The organism is Roseinatronobacter monicus, assembly GCF_006716865.1.
Lineage (GTDB): Bacteria > Pseudomonadota > Alphaproteobacteria > Rhodobacterales > Rhodobacteraceae > Roseinatronobacter > Roseinatronobacter monicus.
In genome coordinates this window covers 1-15,000 of record NZ_VFPT01000001.1, presented here as the reverse complement: position 1 = coordinate 15,000, position 15,000 = coordinate 1, and the positions used below count along the sequence as shown (strand labels likewise).

At 58.9% G+C, this 15,000-nt stretch carries 11 protein-coding genes (1 of these 11 only partly in view); 9 read left to right on the top strand and 2 right to left on the bottom strand.

Annotated elements, in window-relative coordinates; all coding sequences use genetic code 11:
* The 8 genes from BD293_RS00055 to BD293_RS00020 form a co-directional block, all read left to right on the top strand.
* On the top strand, positions 1-202 hold the final stretch of the coding sequence (locus tag BD293_RS00055) for a fasciclin domain-containing protein (protein ID WP_142079267.1). It extends 284 nt beyond the left edge of the window; only the last 202 of its 486 coding nucleotides appear in the window; the start codon falls outside the window, past its left edge; the stop codon is at positions 200-202.
* Positions 203-481: 279 nt separating this feature from the next.
* The gene (locus BD293_RS00050) at positions 482-1,843 is read left to right on the top strand and encodes an MFS transporter (protein ID WP_142079266.1); all 1,362 of its coding nucleotides are present in this window, start codon (positions 482-484) and stop codon (positions 1,841-1,843) included.
* Positions 1,819-2,703, top strand: a complete 885-nt coding sequence (mepA, locus tag BD293_RS00045; protein ID WP_142079265.1) for a penicillin-insensitive murein endopeptidase — start codon at positions 1,819-1,821, stop codon at positions 2,701-2,703. Before BD293_RS00050 ends, mepA begins: the two co-directional genes overlap by 25 nt.
* Before the next feature lie 141 nt (positions 2,704-2,844).
* Positions 2,845-4,500 (top strand): bifunctional metallophosphatase/5'-nucleotidase, encoded by a 1,656-nt coding sequence (locus BD293_RS00040; protein ID WP_142079264.1) that lies wholly within the window; start codon positions 2,845-2,847, stop codon positions 4,498-4,500.
* Positions 4,501-4,645: 145 nt separating this feature from the next.
* Positions 4,646-5,281, top strand: a complete 636-nt coding sequence (locus BD293_RS00035; protein ID WP_142079263.1) for a queuosine precursor transporter — start codon at positions 4,646-4,648, stop codon at positions 5,279-5,281.
* Positions 5,282-5,533: 252 nt separating this feature from the next.
* Positions 5,534-5,950, top strand: coding sequence for an alternative ribosome rescue aminoacyl-tRNA hydrolase ArfB (arfB, locus tag BD293_RS00030; RefSeq protein ID WP_142079262.1), 417 nt, complete (start codon positions 5,534-5,536; stop codon positions 5,948-5,950).
* Positions 5,951-6,014: 64 nt separating this feature from the next.
* Positions 6,015-6,491, top strand: a complete 477-nt coding sequence (locus tag BD293_RS00025) for an NUDIX hydrolase (protein WP_142079261.1) — start codon at positions 6,015-6,017, stop codon at positions 6,489-6,491.
* Positions 6,492-6,565: 74 nt separating this feature from the next.
* A complete protein-coding gene (locus tag BD293_RS00020; protein WP_246086163.1) occupies positions 6,566-8,032 on the top strand; it encodes an inorganic phosphate transporter in 1,467 nt (488 codons plus the stop codon).
* Positions 8,033-8,106: 74 nt separating this feature from the next.
* On the opposite strand, the gene gltB is transcribed toward BD293_RS00020, so the two are convergent.
* Together gltB and BD293_RS00010 are read right to left on the bottom strand one after the other, a co-directional pair.
* Positions 8,107-12,645: a glutamate synthase large subunit gene (gltB, locus tag BD293_RS00015; RefSeq protein WP_142079260.1), complete on the bottom strand. Its 4,539-nt coding sequence runs from the start codon at positions 12,643-12,645 to the stop codon at positions 8,107-8,109.
* 31 nt (positions 12,646-12,676) lie between these two features.
* A complete protein-coding gene (locus tag BD293_RS00010) occupies positions 12,677-14,119 on the bottom strand; it encodes an NAD(P)-dependent oxidoreductase (protein WP_142079259.1) in 1,443 nt (480 codons plus the stop codon).
* 209 nt (positions 14,120-14,328) lie between these two features.
* Here BD293_RS00010 and BD293_RS00005 point away from each other — a divergent pair.
* On the top strand, positions 14,329-15,000 hold a 672-nt coding region (locus BD293_RS00005), incomplete at its 3' end, for an undecaprenyl-diphosphate phosphatase (protein ID WP_142079258.1).

Below are 15,000 nucleotides of genomic sequence, written 5' to 3'. Positions count from 1 at the left end.
CCTGACCTATCACGTGGTGCCAGGTGCGGTCATGTCTGGCGATCTGGAAGATGGCATGATGGCAGAAACCGTGAATGGCGCATCTGTGACCATTGGTGTCGGTGACACCGTAACGGTGGACGGCGCAACTGTGACGCAAGCGGATATTGAAGCCAGCAATGGTGTGATCCACGTCATTGATGCGGTCATCCTGCCCGAATAATCGAGGGTTTTGCGCGCGTTTAGGGCAATGATGTCATGGACGCGCGCGACTCCAGTTGCTCAGCGCCTTGTTGCGCTGATGCAGGACGATAGTCACAAGGGGCTGCCGGGACGCATCGCGATCCGGCAGCCTTTTTCCGTTGCATCCGCGGCCTGACATATGGGCGCGCGGTATTGCATTTTGGGCATTCCACCAAAGGCCGGTTGCATGTCGCTTTCATGCTTGCCAGCATGGAACAGCGCTGCATTAGTGGCGGCGCATAAGCGACCCGGAGGTCACATGACGGTGCTGCGCAAACGTATTTGGGGTTGGTGGATGTTCGATTGGGCCAACCAGCCCTATAATATCTTGCTGCTCACGTTCATCTTTGCACCCTATTTCACATCCTACGTCGCACCAGACCCGGTGAGCGGGCAGGCCATGTGGGGCTGGATGCTGGCGATTTCGGGGGTGCTGACGGCTATTTTTGCGCCCGTTCTGGGCGCGATTGCAGATTGCTCCGGCTCCAAGAAGCGTTGGATACTGCTGTGGTCCGCGATGTATGTTGCAGGGTCGTCTATGCTGTGGTGGGCCGTGCCTGATGCCGATCAAAGCAGACTCATCATGATTCTTGTGGCGTTTGCCATTGGCATGGTGGGGCTGGAATATGGCATTGTCTTTACAAACTCTCTGCTGCCCACGCTTGGCAAGCGCGAAGACTGGGGCAGGATTTCGGGAACCGGATGGGCATTGGGGTATATCGGCGGCCTGATTTCACTCTTTGTGATGCTGCTGTTGCTGGCCGAGAATGACCGGGGCGTCACACTCTTGGGAAATGCCCCAATCCTTGGTCTGGACCCTGAAGCGCGCGAAGGCACGCGCGCGGTCGGGCCATTTGCGGCACTTTGGTATATGGTGTTCGTGATTCCCTTCTTTCTATGGGTGAAAGAGCCACCCCACCGAAAAGCGGCGGCAGGTGCCATTCAGCGCGGCCTGACCGAGTTGAAGGACAGCCTGCGCGCCCTGCCCAGCCGCCGCAGCCTGTTCGCGTATCTTGGGTCGTCCATGGTCTATCGTGATGCGCTGAATGGCATCTACGCCTTTGGCGGCATCTATGCGGCAGGCGTGTTGGAATGGTCGATCGTCCAGATTGGGGTTTTCGGTATTCTTGCAGCGGCAGTCGGCGCTGTTGCCTGCGTGATTGCAGGCAGGCTTGATTCGCGTTTTGGCCCGAAACCGGTCATCGTCGGTGCTATTCTGCTGCTGATCGTGGTGTGCACGATTATTGTTGGCACAGACCGCACCATGGTTCTGTTTAGGCCTGTGGTTGCGGGGTCCAGCTTGCCGGATATTGTGTTCTACATCTGTGGCGCGCTGATCGGGGCAGGCGGGGGCAGCTTGCAGGCGGCTTCGCGCACGATGATGGTGCGGCAGGCCGACCCTGACCGCATGACCGAAGGGTTCGGCCTTTATGCCTTGTCCGGCAAGGTCATTTCCTTCATCGCGCCCGCGCTGATTGCTTTGGCGACGACAGTTACCGGCAGCCAGCGCCTTGGGGTCACGCCGCTGATTGTGCTTTTTGTTATTGGACTGATCCTGCTACTATGGGTGAAAGCTGAAGGAGAACCAGAGTTCCAATGCGCATCCCCCTCTTCGCCCTGATCCTTGCCTTTGCCCCGCTGCCCGGTGCGGCGCAGTCACTGGCCAATCAGTTATTCGGTGGCCACCCCATGCCGTCCTTGCAACAACCCGAGGCGATAGGCTCTTATGCCAAGGGCTGTGCGGCGGGGCTTGTGAGGTTGCCGGAAACCGGTCCGACATGGCAGGCCATGCGCCTTTCGCGCAACCGCAACTGGGGGCATCCGGACGCGATTGCTTATGTGCAGGACTTGTCGCGCAAGGCGGTGCAGATCGGATGGCGCGGTCTGTATATCGGCGATATCAGCCAACCGCGCGGGGGGCCGATGACTTCGGGCCATGCCAGCCATCAGATCGGGCTGGATATAGATATCTGGATGTTGCCGCCGAGCCGCCTGAATCTGTCTGTGGCCGAACGCGAATCGCTCAGCTCGATCTCGGTGCGGACGGAAGACCAGCGCAGCATCAATTCCAACTGGACCGCCCGGCACCATGAGGTGATGAAACAGGCGGCCCTCGACCCGCGCGTTGACCGGATATTCGTGGCCGCTGCAGTAAAGCTAGAGATGTGCCGCACAGCAACACGCGGCGACACTGCATGGCTGCAAAAGATCCGGCCTGCGGTTGGCCATAATTACCACTTTCATGTGCGCCTGAAATGCCCGCGCGGGGACCGCCATTGCATCACGCAGACCCCCACCGTGGCCGAGTTGTCAAATGGCGGCAATGGCTGTGATGACACGCTGCAATGGTGGGTCACGGATTTCCTGAATCCGCCACGGCGCGAACGCACAGAACCCGCAGCCCCCCGCAGCAGACACCCGCGAGAGTTCACAATGTCTGATCTTCCAGCACAATGTCAGCAAGTTCTGGCCTCTAACTGACGTTTGCGCGAAAATCCTTGCGCCACTTTCGCTGAGCGGTAAGCTTTGAAACGGTGTCCTGTCATAACGCTGTCACAGCGTCATGACAGGCTGCACACTAAAGTAACGAAGTCTGCAATCAAGCGACAGGGGGCCCGGAACATGGCATTTCACAAAAATCAGACAGCACTTAGCCGACGCGGCTTTCTGTCGGTCGCCGGGGCCAGTCTGGCGCTGGCAGGCGCGGGACGCTTCACGCTTAGCACCGCGCAGGCAGGAACGGGCTTTTCACTGGCGGTGCTGCACATCAATGACATGCACAGCCGCGTGGATGAGATCAGCCGCTTCAATTCAAATTGCTCGCCCTCTGATTCCGAGGAAGATAACTGCTTCGGCGGGGCTGCGCGTCTGGCAACCGCAATCCGCCAGTATCGCGCCGTTCATGAGGAACAGGCGCGCCCTGTCCTGACGCTGGATGCGGGCGACCAGTCACAGGGCACGCTTTATTACACCACCTATGGCGGGCGCGCCGAAATCCAGATGATGAATGCCATCGGCTTTGACGCGATGGGCATCGGCAATCATGAATTCAACCGTGGCCCTGAAAACCTTGCCCGCATGATTGATGAGGCAGATTTCCCTGTTGTGTCAGGCAACATCCAAGTTGCCGAAGGCTCGGCGCTGGATGGCAAGATCACCCCGCATCTGGTGCTGGAGCGTGACGGCGAGCAGATCGGCATTCTTGGGATCACGACACCAGACACAGAGTTTTTGTCCTCTCCCGGTGAAGATGTCAGCTTTCAGGATGAAATCGAGCATCTGCGCGAAGGCGTGGCCGAGTTGCAGGGTCAGGGCGTGACCAAGATACTGGTGCTCAGCCATGTCGGGTATGGCCGCGACCAGCAGATCGCTGCCGCCGTGGACGGCATATCAGCCATCATCGGCGGGCACAGCCATACACTGATGTCCAACACAGTCGATGGTGCGGTAGAATATGCGACCCTTGTCGCCAGCCCGTCTGGCCGCGCGGTGCCAATTGTGCAGGCTTTCGCATTCTCGCGCTATATGGGCAATCTGACGCTGGAATTCGACGATGAAGGCGCTGTCATCGCGGCCAGCGGTGACACCGTCTTGCTGGATGCCAGCTTTGCCCCCGCCGAGGATATCGAAGAGCTGATCGCCCCGCTACGCGCACCTATCGAGGAAATGACCCGCCGCCCTGTGGCAAAGATTGCCGCCGATATCGACGGCAGCCGCGAGACATGCCGCGCGCAGGAATGCGAGATGGGCAACACCGTCACAGATGCCATGCTGGCCGAAGTGGCCCATCAGGGGATCAGGGTTGCCCTGACCAATGGCGGCGGACTTCGGGCCTCGATGGGGGCTGGCACGGCCACGCTGGGCGATGTCCTGACAGTCCTGCCATTCCAGAACACCCTCTATACGCTGGAAGTAACCGGCGAGACGCTGCTGGCCGCACTGGAACATGGCGTAAATGACGTGGAAGATGGCGCGGGGCGGTTCCCGCAGGTCAGTGGCCTGCGCTTCAAGCTGGACCTGTCTGTCGCCCCCGATTCTGGTCGCGTCTCGGATGTAGAGGTGATGGGCGCAGAGGGATGGGAACCGTTGGACACAGGCGAAACCTATGGGCTTGTGACCAACAACTTCATGGCCGGTGGCGGTGATGGCTATGCCATGCTGCGCGAGGGGGGCATGAATGGCTATGACACGGCGATTGATCTGGCCGAGGTTCTGGCACGCCACCTGTCCGAGAATGAACCCTTCTCTCCGGTTCTGGACGGGCGCATCGCGCAGTAACACAAACGGCCCTGCCGACTGAAGATGCGCCGAATCCCTTTCGGCGCATCCCCCTTGCGCGCTTGCACTGCGCGGCGTTCTGATCTAAGGGCGTCCGGTCTTTCGACTACAAGTCTCCGCAACCTTGTCAAAACGGAACACTCACATGACCCGAACTTACCTGCCCGGCATTCTTGCCATGGCGGCCATTGTTGTCGCCTCAAATATCCTTGTGCAATTCCTGTTTGGAAACTGGCTCACATGGGGGGCCTTTACCTATCCGTTGGCCTTTCTTGTCAATGACGTGATGAACCGCGTCTATGGCGCGTCGGCTGCGCGCCGCGTGGTGTGGGTCGGGTTTGCCGTGGGGGTTGCCTGTTCGCTGATCGGCACGCAGATCATGGGCGAGTTCGGACCTCTGGTCACACTGCGCATCGCCATCGGATCTGGCATTGCCTTTCTGACCGCGCAACTGGTCGATGTCGCAATCTTTGACCGGTTGCGCGAAGACAAACATGGCGGCGCATGGTGGCGCGCACCGCTCGCCTCAACGCTCGTCGGCTCCACGCTGGATACTGCCTTATTTTTCAGCATCGCCTTTTCGGCCACGCTGGCCTCCATCGAACCCGCCAATGACGTGTCTTGGGCGGGCGAAGTCCTGCCAATGCTGGGTTTCGGCCCTGAAATGCCGCTTTGGGTTAGTCTGGCGGTCGCGGATTGGGGGGTAAAACTGTCGCTGGCGCTGCTTGCCTTGGTGCCTTTCCGACTCATCGTGAAGAAATTTACGCAACCTGTCGCATAATTTCTTTTGACAAACACAAAATATATGCCACCATCCTATTAACAGCAACGTAATGAAAGGAGGTGGTCCAGTGTCTAGAGTGATGTTGGAGAGAGGTGCAAAGACAGTCAGAGGGGGCGTGTCCTGACGGTAGCCCCGATGGGGACATCCTTCTGATTGGGCCGATGCTCTAATTGGCTCCATCTCCTGAAGCTCGCTTAGGGCCGCCTGTTTTTAAGGCGGCCCTTTCGATTCACTGACCGGATGCAGGCCATGCGCATCAACGACCAGATCATCTTGCAGGAATGGGAACTGACCGAAAGTTTCACGCGCGCCTCTGGGCCGGGCGGGCAGAATGTCAACAAGGTGTCGACCGCAGTCGAATTGCGGTTCGAGGCAGAGCGCAGCCCAAATCTGCCCGATTCAGTTAAGGCAAGGTTGAAGCGGCTGGCAGGGCGACGCTGGACACAAGACGGGGCTGTCGTGTTGCGGGTCGAGGACACCCGTTCGCAGGCGCGGAACCGCGAAATTGCCCGCGCCCGCATGACCGAGCTGATCCGCAAGGCGTTAGAGCGTCCGAAACGGCGTATTCCAACCCGCCCGACGCTGGCCAGCAAAAGGCGGCGTCTTGACTCCAAGGCCCATCGTGCCGAGGTAAAGGCCCTGCGAACTCCACCGGGGCAGGAATGATCCGGTACTGACACGACACTGGAACAAAACTATGCCATTCGGGCTTTAACAAGGAACACAGCAGATGAATGTCCGGTCCATGCCGCTTGAAATGCTGAACACTGTTCTTGAGTTCATTCGCCCTGCCTTTGTGCAGGCGGCGGCGCTGTGCCTGCGCGACAGCCCAAACGGGCCGGAAGTGCTGCTGGTGCAAACGCTCCGGCGCGAACACTGGATCACGCCAAAGGGTTGGCCGATGCGCAACAAGGCGCTGAATCAGGCGGCCGCAATCGAGGCTTGGGAAGAAGCTGGCGTAAAGGGCGCCATCAGCGCAGAGCCGATTGGCGCATTCACCTATACCAAGATCAAGAAAAGCGGCCTGCCCGTGCAGTGTCGGCCCCTGATCTACCGGCTGGACGTGTCCGAATTGTGCGACACCTATCCCGAGGCGAAGAAGCGCACACGCAAGTGGTTTTCCCTATCCGAAGCCGCCGAAGTCGTGAAGCCGCCCGAATTGAAAGCATTGCTGCAACGGCTTGCGGAACAATCAAGACAGACGTAATCAAGGTCATTGTCGCGTTCTGGCGCCTCTGATACTGCCCATTGTGACAGTTTGATGACAGAGAGTGCCGCCGCGTGTCTGATATTGAAGAAAAATCCTGGAAAACGCTGAACAAAGACCTGGATCGCATTTCCGCGATGGAACAGGCGGTTGCCTACACCTCGCGGCCGCTTGTTGCACCGGGGCTTGCGCTTGCGTTTATGGCCATCACCGGGCTGGCGGTTGCAGCCTTTATCGGCTTCGAGCCGTTGGGCCTTGTGGTCGTCGCCGCTGCGATAATCGGCGCCTATATGGCGATCAATATCGGTGCGAATGATGTCGCCAACAATATGGGTCCGGCGGTTGGCGCACGCGCGCTGACAATCGGCACAGCACTGATCGTGGCGGCCCTGTGCGAAACCGCAGGCGCCTTGATCGCCGGGGGCGATGTGGTCGGCACCGTCTCGCGCGGGATTATTGCGCCCGAATCTGTGGCCGAAACGCAGGTCTTCATCTGGGCAATGATGGCCGCCCTTCTGGCAGGCGCGCTATGGATCAACCTTGCCACATGGGTCGGGGCCCCCGTTTCCACGACGCATTCGATTGTCGGCGGCGTCATGGGGGCCGGTATCGCGGCGGCTGGCTTTGCTGCCGTGAACTGGCCGATGATGGGGCGGATTGCGGCAAGCTGGGTCATCTCGCCTGTTCTGGGCGGTATCTTTGCGGCCATATTCCTTGCGGTCATCAAGTCCCGCATCATCTACCGCCCCAACATGATCGAGGCGGCGCGCTACTGGGTGCCCATTCTGATTGGCATTATGGGCGGGTGTTTCGCCACGTATCTGTCGCTCAAGGGCTTGGACAAGATCATCAAAATCCCCTTTGGCACGGCTGTGCTGATCGGCCTTGGTATCGGGATCGTGCTGACTTTTGCAATGCGCCCGGTCATCCGCCGCCAAAGCGAGGGGATGGAGAACCGCAAGAAATCGCTCAAAATCCTGTTCAATATTCCGCTGATCTTCTCGGCGGCGCTGCTGTCCTTTGCGCATGGGGCCAATGATGTGGCCAATGCGATTGGCCCTGTCGCGGCCATCGTGCACGCGGTGCGCGATGGTGGCGCATCTGATGCTGTCGGTATTCCGCTATGGGTGATGCTGATCGGGGGGGTTGGCCTGTCCATCGGGTTGTTGCTGTTCGGGCCAAAGCTGATCAACATTGTCGGCAGTGAAATCACGCGCCTGAACGCCATGCGGGCCTATTGTGTGGCACTGGCTGCGGCCATTACGGTGATCTTTGCGTCATGGCTGGGCCTGCCGGTCAGTTCCACCCATATTGCGATTGGCGCGATCTTTGGCGTGGGCTTTTTCCGCGAATGGTATCATGAGCGTATCCTGAAAGAAAAACGCGTCGATACCACCAGCCCGCTGGAGGTGCGCAAGCGCAAAAAGGTTGTGCGCCGCGCGCATTTCGTCACGATTCTGGCGGCGTGGGTTGTCACCGTGCCAATGGCTGCAATGCTCTCGGCGATGCTGTTCTATCTGATGAATCTGATCGTGCTGTAAGGGGCGCTTGCACCACAAATAGAAAAGGCGCGAAGCAGGTGCTTCGCGCCTTTTGCCTATGTTGGCCCCTGCCCTTATTCGGCAGGCATTGCCTCTGACTCGTAGCTGATCGGATAGGGCAGATGGATCAGCATCTCTTTCGGGCAAACTTGCACGAAATGCACTTTCTCAATGTCCCAGTTGCGCAAGATTTCAAGCGCGTGCTGCGATTCGGTTTCGCGTGCATGCATTTCGATCAGCGATTTCAGCTCATCTTCCCAATGCGGCACACTGACCGGACAGGTGACCAGCGATTCCATGTTGATCAACGGCTCTGCCAATCCTTCGGGATCATAGAGATATGCCATGCCCCCCGTCATGCCCGCCCCGAAATTGGCCCCGATAGAGCCAAGGATCACGGCAACCCCGCCGGTCATGTATTCACACCCGTTGGAACCGCACCCCTCGATCACAACCTTCGCGCCCGAGTTGCGCACCGCGAACCGTTCGCCCGCGCGCCCTGCCGCGAACAAATGCCCGTTGGTCGCACCATATAGCACTGTGTTGCCGATGATCGTGTTGTCGCGGGCGATCAGCGGCGACGACATGCGCGGGCGCACGACGATCATACCACCAGACAGCCCTTTACCCACATAGTCATTGGCATCGCCGAACACTTCGATCTTCAACCCCGGCGCTGCGAAAGCGCCCAGCGACTGACCGGCACTGCCCGCCAGCTTCACTGTCAGGTGATCCGGCTGCAACTTGTTGCGCATACCGAACCGCTTGACGATATGGCTGGATGCACGCGTGCCCACGGTGCGGTGGGTGTTTTCCACCGCGTAGGACAGTTGCATCTTTTCGCCATCCTCGAAGAAACGCGCAGCATCGCGGATGATTTCGGCATCCAGCGTGTCAGGCACGGCATTGCGCGCCTTGTTGCGATCATAGCGGATATTCTCCGCACCATCGACCGTCAGCAGCAGCGGATTCAGGTCCAGATCATCCAGATGTGCCGCCCCACGGCTGACCTGCGCCAACAGATCGGCACGGCCAATCACTTCATCCAGTGAACGGGCACCAATACTGGCAAGGGTTTCGCGCACTTCTTGCGCATAGAAGGTAATCAGATTGACCACCTTGTCTGCGTTGCCCGTGAATTTGGCGCGCAAAGCGTCATCTTGGGTGCACACACCCACTGGGCAGGTGTTTGACTGGCACTGACGCACCATGATGCAGCCCATCGCAATCAGCGCCGCAGTGCCAATGCCATATTCCTCGGCCCCCATCATGGCCGCCATGACAATGTCGCGGCCCGTGCGCAGCCCGCCATCCGTGCGCAGCGTCACGCGTTCGCGCAGCTTGTTCATGGCAAGCACCTGATGTGCCTCAGACAGACCCATTTCCCATGGCAGGCCCGCATATTTGATCGAGGTGCCGGGGCTGGCACCGGTGCCACCATTATGGCCCGAAATCAGAATGATATCGGCCTTGGCCTTGGCAACACCTGCTGCAATCGTGCCCACGCCCGATTGCGCCACCAGCTTGACCGTCACTTTCACGCGCGGATTGATCTGTTTCAGATCATAAATCAGCTGCGCCAGATCCTCGATCGAGTAAATGTCATGGTGTGGCGGCGGTGAAATCAGCGTCACACCGGGGGTGGAGTGGCGCAGACGCGCGATCAGCTTGGTAACTTTCATGCCCGGAAGCTGGCCGCCTTCGCCGGGCTTGGCCCCTTGGGCAACCTTGATTTCCAGCTCTTCGCAGGCGTTCAGGTATTCGGCTGTCACACCAAAACGGCCAGAGGCCACCTGCTTGATCTTGGCGCAAGGGTTGTCGCCATTGGGCAGCGGGTGTGCATGGGCCGGGTCTTCGCCACCCTCGCCCGAATCCGACTTCGCGCCGATCCGGTTCATGGCAATGTTCAGCGTCATATGCGCCTCGGGTGACAAGGCACCCAGCGACATGCCCGGTGTCACGAACCGTTTGCGAATGGCCGTGATGCTTTCAACCTCTTCAATCGGGATGGACTTGCCCAAGGGCTTGATGTCCAGCAGATCGCGCAGATGAATCGGCGGGTTGGCCTGCATGGCGGCGGAATACTGCTTCCACAGCGCATAGCTCGACGTGTTGCAGGCCTGCTGCAACAAATGCATGGTCGTGGCTTCCCAAGCGTGTTTCTCGCCCGAGCGGCGCGCCTTGTAGAACCCGCCAATCGGCAAGACATCCTGCCCACCGCGCCAGCCTTTGGCGTGCACTTCTTCCAGCTTCATCTGAATGCCGTGTAGGCCGATGCCCGAAATGCGGCTTTGCATACCGGGGAAATATTCGGCCACCAATGCGCGGCTCAGGCCCACTGCCTCAAAATTCAGACCGCCGCGATAAGAGGAAATGACCGAGATCCCCATCTTGGACATGATTTTTAACAGCCCAAGATTGACCGCATCGCGGTAGCGGCGCATGGCGTCGATCAGACTGCCTTCGATCAGGTCACGGTCGATCCGGTCAGCAATGGTTTCCTGCGCAAGGTAAGCATTTACTGTCGTGGCCCCGCTGCCGATCAGCACAGCAAAGTAATGCGGGTCGATACATTCGGCAGACCGCACATTGAGCGAGCAGAAGGTCCGCAGCCCCTTGCGCGTCAACCAGCTGTGCACAGCGCTGGTCGCAAGGATCATCGGCATGGCCACCTTATCCGCATTCTGATGCTCATCCGTCAGCACCAGATGCCCGGCACCAGAGCGCACGGCGTCTTCTGCCTCGGAGCGGATACGCTCCAGCCCGTCGCGCAACGCATCATCGCCCCCGCCCGCAGGGAAGGAGCAGTCAATAAATGCAACCTGATCGCCAAATTCGCGGACCATTTCGTCAAATTCGCCATTGGCGACAAAGGGGCTTTCCAACACCAGAATCTCGGTCTGGCTGCTGTCTTCGTCCAACACATTCTTGAGGTTGCCAAACCGCGTGTTCAGGCTCATCACCCGGAATTCGCGCAAGCTGTCAATCGCCGGGTTTGTCACCTGACTGAAGTTCTGACGGAAGAAATGCGACAATGGCCGATACACTTTCGACAGCACTGCTGACGGGGTGTCATCGCCCATAGATGCGATCATTTCCTTGCCGTCTTCGGCCATCGGGGCCAAAACCTGCTCGATTTCCTCGATGGTGAAGCCAGCGGCCACCTGACGGCGGCGCAGATCGGCGGGGTCCATCCCGCGCGTCTCGGGGATGTCGCTTAGCTTTTCGTTCAGATCGACAATCTTGTCGTTCCACTCGCCAAATGGCTGCGATTTCGACAGTTTGTTTTTGATCTCGGTATCGTGGTACAGCTTGCCCTCTTTCATATCGACCGCGATCATCTGACCCGGCCCAAGAGCGCCTTTTTCGCGCACAGACAACTCGTCCACCACGACCATACCCGCCTCGGAACCTGCAATCAGCAGGCCATCGCCGGTGACGACATAGCGCATGGGCCGCAGCCCGTTGCGGTCAAGCCCAGCGCAAACCCAGCGGCCATCAGTCATGGCAAGCGCGGCAGGGCCGTCCCACGGTTCCATCACCGAGTTGCAATAGGAATACATGTCGCGCCAGGCTTCGGGCATCTCGACTGCTTGCTTTGACCACGCCTCGGGCACCAGCATTGTCTTGGCCATGGGCGCATTGCGCCCTGCGCGCACCAGCACTTCAAACACCGAGTCCAGTGCCGCTGAATCCGACGCGCCAGACGCCACGATTGGTTTAATGTCTTCCGCCATTTCCCCAAAGGCCGATGACGCCATGCGAATCTCGTGGCTTTTCAGCCAGTTCAGGTTACCTTTCAGCGTATTGATTTCGCCATTATGGGCCAACATGCGGAAGGGCTGCGCCAGCCACCACTGCGGGAAGGTGTTGGTCGAATAGCGCTGGTGGTAGATCGCAAATGCGCTTTCGAAGCGGTCATCCTTCAGGTCGGGGTAGAATTCGGCCACCTGCTCGGCCAGCATCATGCCCTTATAGATGATCGAGCGGCACGACAGCGAACAGATGTAAAAACCCGCGATACCAGCCGCAGTGACTGCCTTCTCAATCCGCCGCCGGATAACATAGAGTTCCCGCTCGAAGGTTTCCTCGTCGGTTTCCTTGGAGTTGCGGATCAGGATCTGTTCGATCTCGGGGCGGGTGGCATTGGCCTTTTCGCCCAGAACCATCACATCTACAGGCACATGCCGCCAGCCATAGATCGAATAGCCCATACGCAGCACTTCGGTTTCCACGATCGTGCGCGAACGTTCCTGCGCGGCAAAATCCGTGCGCGGCAAAAACACTTGTCCGACCGCGATCAGCTGGTCCATGCGCGGCTCGTGGCCAGTACGGCGGATCTTGTCATAGAAAAATTCGACAGGGATCTGCACGTGAATGCCCGCGCCATCGCCGGTCTTGCCATCTGCATCGACAGCGCCCCGGTGCCAGATCGCTTTCAGCGCTTCGATCCCGTTCTCGACCACCTTGCGCGAGGGTGTCCCGTCAAGCGAAACAACAAGCCCGACACCACAGGACGAATGCTCATCCTCTGCTTTGTAAAGACCATGCTCGGCTATGTAGGCGCGGCGCGCTTCTTCGTTTGCGGCCCAATCTGCATCATAGTTTGTCATTATTCAGATTCCTTTTCCAAAGGACTAAGGATTATTCAGCCGCAACCCGTGCGGGGGCCGAAAGATACGTCATGATCGACTCTGCCGCCTCGCGTCCGTCGCGGATCGCCCAGACGACCAACGATGCACCGCGCACAATATCGCCCACAGCCCAGACACCCGGCAGGTCGGTTTCATGCGTGTTGAACTTGGCCTTGATCGTGCCCCAACGCGTCACCGACAGTTCCGGTACACCCCAGAGGCCCGGCAAATCTTCGGCCTCGAAGCCCAGCGCCATAATCGCCAGTTCAGATTCTTCGGTGTAATCCGCGCCCTCAATCACTTCGGGCGCACGGCGGCCTGTTGCATCGGGCTGGCCAAGGCGCATTTTTTGCACGCGCACACCGGTCAGATTGCCCGCGTCATCGGTGACAAACCCTGACGGTGCCGTAAGCCAGACAAATTCCACACCTTCTTCTTCGGCATTCTGCGTCTCGCGGCGCGAACCGGGCATGTTGTCGCGGTCGCGGCGATACAGGCAGCGCACAGATTTCGCGCCCTGCCGGACAGCCGTGCGCACGCAATCCATTGCTGTGTCGCCGCCGCCGATAACCACCACGCGCTTGCCGCGCGCATCCAGATCACCATTGTCGAATTCTGGCACATCATCGCCAAAGCTCTTGCGGTTGGACGCGGTCAGAAAATCCAGCGCCTTGACCACACCCTGCGCATTGGCATTGGGGGCAGTCAGGTCGCGCGCCTTGTACACGCCCGTGGCGATCAGCACAGCGTCATGCTTGCCGCGAATGGCGTCAAAGGTGATATCCTCGCCTACATTGCAATTCAGCACGAAGTCGACGCCGCCCTGCTCCAACTGGTCGATCCGGCGCATCACGATCGGCTTTTCCAGCTTAAAACCGGGAATGCCATAGGTCATCAGTCCGCCTGCGCGATCATAGCGGTCATAGACTGTAACCTGAATGCCCGCACGGCGCAGCATATCTGCCGCCGCCAACCCGCCGGGGCCAGCACCAATAATCCCGACCGACTCGCCACGCTCGGACATAGGTGCAATCGGCTTGACCCAACCCTTTTCCCAAGCGGTATCAGTGATATACTTCTCGACTGAGCCGATGGTCACAGTGCCATGACCCGCCTGCTCGATCACGCAATTGCCTTCGCACAAGCGGTCCTGCGGGCAGATGCGGCCGCATATCTCTGGAAAGGTGTTGGTGGCCTGACTTAATTCATAGGCTTCTTGCAGACGGCCAGTCGCCGTCATCATCAACCAGTCGGGAATGTTGTTGTGCAGCGGGCAATGGGTCTGGCAATACGGCACGCCACATTGGCTGCAACGCCCCGCCTGATCTGCGGCTTTCTCTTCGCCGTATTCGGCATAAATCTCACCGAAATCTTCCGACCGCAAATCCGGCGGACGCTTTTCGGGCATCTCGCGCTCGAGATCCACGAAACGGAGCATTTGCTGTTTAGCCATGGCTGATCCTCCAGAATTTTTTCACCTTTTACACAGTGCTTCGCACCATGAAAAGTCATACGTGCTGACCTAAATTAGAATAAATCGCGCTCTGGTGTCTGCGCAAGGCAGTTTTTCGTCATTTTTATGTCAGCATGCATGACCTTCTTTTGAAATTCCCCTTCCCAGAATATCCAACTAGGTTGCGCACGACTCAAAAGGGGTTTGAAATGCCGCTCTTCCATCTGTTCCTTCTGGCCATCATTCAGGGCCTGACAGAGTTCCTGCCCGTGTCCTCATCCGGGCACCTGATCTTGCTGCCGGCCCTGACCTCGCTCGACGATCAGGGGCTTGTGATTGATGTCGCGGTGCATATCGGAACCCTGTTCGCGGTGTGCTGGTATTTCAGACAGGATGTCGGCCTTGCAGCACGTGGCGTGCCAGAACTGATGCGCGGGCGGATTGAATCGCGCGGCGGTTTTCTGGCCCTCTGCCTTGTGATCGCAACGATCCCGGTCATGATCCTCGGGCTGGTGTTCAAACTCCTTGGCGTAATGGAAATATTGCGCAGTGTGGCCGTGATCGGCTGGATGATGATCATCTTTGGCATTGTGCTGTATCTGACCGACCGGATGGGACCACAGACCCGCAAATCCGAAGGCTGGACCTTGAAGCACGCGCTCTATCTGGGCCTGTGGCAGGCCATCGCCCTTATCCCCGGCACCTCGCGCTCCGGTATCGTGATCTCAGGCGCGCGCGCCTTGGGGTATGGCCGCCATGATGCAGCAAAACTGTCCATGCTGATGTCCATTCCCACGATCATCGCCTCGGGCGCACTTATGGGCATTGATGTGGTCCGCATCGCGGATTGGCAGGCGGCGCGCGACGGCGCAATCGCCGCG

What these genes read in the sequence shown, in the direction of transcription:
- BD293_RS00050 (WP_142079266.1), top strand. Translation starts at nt 482, where the DNA reads ATGACGGTGCTGCGCAAACGTATTTGGGGTTGGTGGATGTTCGATTGG.
- mepA (WP_142079265.1), top strand. Translation starts at nt 1,819, where the DNA reads ATGCGCATCCCCCTCTTCGCCCTGATCCTTGCCTTTGCCCCGCTGCCC.
- BD293_RS00040 (WP_142079264.1), top strand. Translation starts at nt 2,845, where the DNA reads ATGGCATTTCACAAAAATCAGACAGCACTTAGCCGACGCGGCTTTCTG.
- BD293_RS00035 (WP_142079263.1), top strand. Translation starts at nt 4,646, where the DNA reads ATGACCCGAACTTACCTGCCCGGCATTCTTGCCATGGCGGCCATTGTT.
- arfB (WP_142079262.1), top strand. Translation starts at nt 5,534, where the DNA reads ATGCGCATCAACGACCAGATCATCTTGCAGGAATGGGAACTGACCGAA.
- BD293_RS00025 (WP_142079261.1), top strand. Translation starts at nt 6,015, where the DNA reads ATGAATGTCCGGTCCATGCCGCTTGAAATGCTGAACACTGTTCTTGAG.
- gltB (WP_142079260.1), bottom strand. Translation starts at nt 12,645, where the DNA reads ATGACAAACTATGATGCAGATTGGGCCGCAAACGAAGAAGCGCGCCGC.
- BD293_RS00010 (WP_142079259.1), bottom strand. Translation starts at nt 14,119, where the DNA reads ATGGCTAAACAGCAAATGCTCCGTTTCGTGGATCTCGAGCGCGAGATG.